At 72.0% G+C, this 3,153-nt stretch carries 4 protein-coding genes and 2 pseudogenes; 3 read left to right on the top strand and 3 right to left on the bottom strand.

Annotated elements, in window-relative coordinates; genetic code table 11:
- Positions 1-173 precede the first annotated feature (173 nt).
- Complete coding sequence (locus tag AB0C01_RS30055; protein ID WP_357241244.1) at positions 174-443, bottom strand: hypothetical protein; 270 nt, start codon at positions 441-443, stop codon at positions 174-176.
- A 200-nt stretch (positions 444-643) separates the two neighbouring features.
- Between AB0C01_RS30055 and AB0C01_RS30050 the strand changes: the two are divergent.
- Together AB0C01_RS30050 and AB0C01_RS30045 are read left to right on the top strand one after the other, a co-directional pair.
- Positions 644-1,124, top strand: a pseudogene (locus AB0C01_RS30050) (4-phosphopantetheinyl transferase).
- Positions 1,125-1,202: 78 nt separating this feature from the next.
- Positions 1,203-1,568, top strand: a complete 366-nt coding sequence (locus AB0C01_RS30045; RefSeq protein WP_357241241.1) for a hypothetical protein — start codon at positions 1,203-1,205, stop codon at positions 1,566-1,568.
- A 90-nt stretch (positions 1,569-1,658) separates the two neighbouring features.
- On the opposite strand, the gene AB0C01_RS30040 is transcribed toward AB0C01_RS30045, so the two are convergent.
- Both AB0C01_RS30040 and AB0C01_RS30035 read right to left on the bottom strand, forming a co-directional pair.
- Positions 1,659-2,024, bottom strand: coding sequence for a hypothetical protein (locus tag AB0C01_RS30040; protein WP_357241241.1), 366 nt, complete (start codon positions 2,022-2,024; stop codon positions 1,659-1,661).
- 78 nt (positions 2,025-2,102) lie between these two features.
- Positions 2,103-2,583, bottom strand: a pseudogene (locus AB0C01_RS30035) (4-phosphopantetheinyl transferase).
- Between the two features lie 200 nt (positions 2,584-2,783).
- On the opposite strand from AB0C01_RS30035, the gene AB0C01_RS30030 reads away from it, so the two are divergent.
- Complete coding sequence (locus AB0C01_RS30030; protein ID WP_357241244.1) at positions 2,784-3,053, top strand: hypothetical protein; 270 nt, start codon at positions 2,784-2,786, stop codon at positions 3,051-3,053.
- Positions 3,054-3,153: the final 100 nt, after the last annotated feature.

Genomic DNA, 3,153 nt, shown 5'->3' with positions numbered 1-3,153 from the left:
TGGACCTGCTGGTCGGCACCATCGCCGACCGGGGCGCCTCGACCGACGACGGCGAGCTGGCCGCGCCGCTGGTGCCGAACACCAAGGCGGGCACGCGATAACCCGGCGGCCGCGGCGCCGCTGAGGCGTCCGGCCCCGCTGGTGGCCCCGCCCGACGGCGGGGCCACCAGCGGTCAGCCGCGTCGAGGTCGGCGGGGCAGCCAGCCGATGAAGCGGTCCTGAAGCGACATCACCGGGGCGGTGCGCAGGTCCTCCGTGGCCGCGGCGAGGCAGGAGCCCAGATAGACGCTGAGCATTGCCCGATCACTGCCGTACTCGGCCAACAAACGGCTGCGTTTGGTCGCGCACGGCCACTCGTCACCGCAGGAGCCGCAGCTCCAGCAGGGGGTCTTCGGGGCGTGGTCTTCGGCCCGCACCCCCGCCCGTTCGGCACCATCGGTCATCGCACGTCCTTCCAATGTCCACGGGACTGGCCAGCAGCGGTGCCCGGCCAAGGTTCGATGGTGGTCCCCCCGGAGCCATCAGAGAGGGCGGCACGCGGCCCTCCGGTGTTACATCCTTGCGGTACCTTCTCCGGTTGTGGGAGTCGGAAATTTGACGCTTGACCCGATACTCCATTCCTACCGACGGGTAAGCCAGCGCGATGCGTGACCTGTTGCCGCCGACGGTCGCGGTGGCCGTCGCCGGGCCGGCCGACCGGGTCGGCGAGCTGCTCGCCGCCGAGCAGGCGTGCCTCAGCGACCAGGCCGTGCCGACCACCGGAGGGACTTCACCGCCGGGCGGGTCTGCGCCCGTCGGGCGCTGACCGAGCTCGGCCTGCCACCGATCGCCGTGCCGGCCGCCGCCGACCGCGCGCCGGTCTGGCCGGCGGCACCTTCTGGCCGATCGTGCTGATCAGTGCCAAGGAGACGGTCTACAAGGTCTCGCATCCGGTCGTCGGGAGCTGGTTGGATTTCCAGGACGCCCGACTGGACATCGATCCCGACGCGGGCACGTTCACCGCCCGGATCGCACCGGCCCGGCTGGACGAGGCGGGGGTCGACGATCCGCCGGCGTCGATCAGCGGCCGTTTCGTGGTCGTCGACGGGTTGGTCCGCACCGCCGCGGTGCTCCCCCTGCGCTGACCGCCGAGGGCCATCGGCCCCGCACGGTAGCGTCGGTGGAGTTCGCGAACCGCACGTACCGAGGCGTCAAGGAGTACGGTGACCCACCCCCAGCCCACCGTCGGGCCGCACCACCGTCAGCAGTCGAACCTGGAACCACCGGACCGCCCCGTTCCAGCAACACCGCAGCCGCCGTTCTCGGGTGCCGCGTATCCGGCGGCCGGCGCTGGGCACCCCGGCACCGGTCAGGGTTTCCCGGTGACCGGTCTGCCGGGCTATCCGCTCGTCGCACCGGCGACGGCACGGACACACGCCTCCAAGAGAACCGCCGTGGTCGTCGCGATCACCACGGCCGTGCTCACCCTGCTCTGCTGCGCGGGCGGCATCGTAGCGGCCGTCGTGAGCACCAACCAGGACGACGACACCAAGACCAACACGATCGGGACCACCGGCCGGAACTCGTAACCCAGGCGCGGGGCGGCCGCGCGTGCAGTGTGGGCGGGCACCCGTACGGGTGCCCGCCCACACTGCACGCGCGGCCGCCCCGCGCCTGGGTTACGAGTTCCGGCCGGTGGTCCCGATCGTGTTGGTCTTGGTGTCGTCGTCCTGGTTGGTGCTCACGACGGCCGCTACGATGCCGCCCGCGCAGCAGAGCAGGGTGAGCACGGCCGTGGTGATCGCGACGACCACGGCGGTTCTCTTGGAGGCGTGTGTCCGTGCCGTCGCCGGTGCGACGAGCGGATAGCCCGGCAGACCGGTCACCGGGAAACCCTGACCGGTGCCGGGGTGCCCAGCGCCGGCCGCCGGATACGCGGCACCCGAGAACGGCGGCTGCGGTGTTGCTGGAACGGGGCGGTCCGGTGGTTCCAGGTTCGACTGCTGACGGTGGTGCGGCCCGACGGTGGGCTGGGGGTGGGTCACCGTACTCCTTGACGCCTCGGTACGTGCGGTTCGCGAACTCCACCGACGCTACCGTGCGGGGCCGATGGCCCTCGGCGGTCAGCGCAGGGGGAGCACCGCGGCGGTGCGGACCAACCCGTCGACGACCACGAAACGGCCGCTGATCGACGCCGGCGGATCGTCGACCCCCGCCTCGTCCAGCCGGGCCGGTGCGATCCGGGCGGTGAACGTGCCCGCGTCGGGATCGATGTCCAGTCGGGCGTCCTGGAAATCCAACCAGCTCCCGACGACCGGATGCGAGACCTTGTAGACCGTCTCCTTGGCACTGATCAGCACGATCGGCCAGAAGGTGCCGCCGGCCAGACCGGCGCGCGGTCGGCGGCGGCCGGCACGGCGATCGGTGGCAGGCCGAGCTCGGTCAGCGCCCGACGGGCGCAGACCCGCCCGGCGGTGAAGTCCCTCCGGTGGTCGGCACGGCCTGGTCGCTGAGGCACGCCTGCTCGGCGGCGAGCAGCTCGCCGACCCGGTCGGCCGGCCCGGCGACGGCCACCGCGACCGTCGGCGGCAACAGGTCACGCATCGCGCTGGCTTACCCGTCGGTAGGAATGGAGTATCGGGTCAAGCGTCAAATTTCCGACTCCCACAACCGGAGAAGGTACCGCAAGGATGTAACACCGGAGGGCCGCGTGCCGCCCTCTCTGATGGCTCCGGGGGGACCACCATCGAACCTTGGCCGGGCACCGCTGCTGGCCAGTCCCGTGGACATTGGAAGGACGTGCGATGACCGATGGTGCCGAACGGGCGGGGGTGCGGGCCGAAGACCACGCCCCGAAGACCCCCTGCTGGAGCTGCGGCTCCTGCGGTGACGAGTGGCCGTGCGCGACCAAACGCAGCCGTTTGTTGGCCGAGTACGGCAGTGATCGGGCAATGCTCAGCGTCTATCTGGGCTCCTGCCTCGCCGCGGCCACGGAGGACCTGCGCACCGCCCCGGTGATGTCGCTTCAGGACCGCTTCATCGGCTGGCTGCCCCGCCGACCTCGACGCGGCTGACCGCTGGTGGCCCCGCCGTCGGGCGGGGCCACCAGCGGGGCCGGACGCCTCAGCGGCGCCGCGGCCGCCGGGTTATCGCGTGCCCGCCTTGGTGTTCGGC

Source organism: Micromonospora sp. NPDC048905 (assembly GCF_040649655.1).
Taxonomy (GTDB): Bacteria; Actinomycetota; Actinomycetes; order Mycobacteriales; family Micromonosporaceae; genus Micromonospora.
The sequence above is the reverse complement of the archived record's forward strand: the minus strand, read 5'-3'. Positions and strand labels throughout refer to the sequence as shown.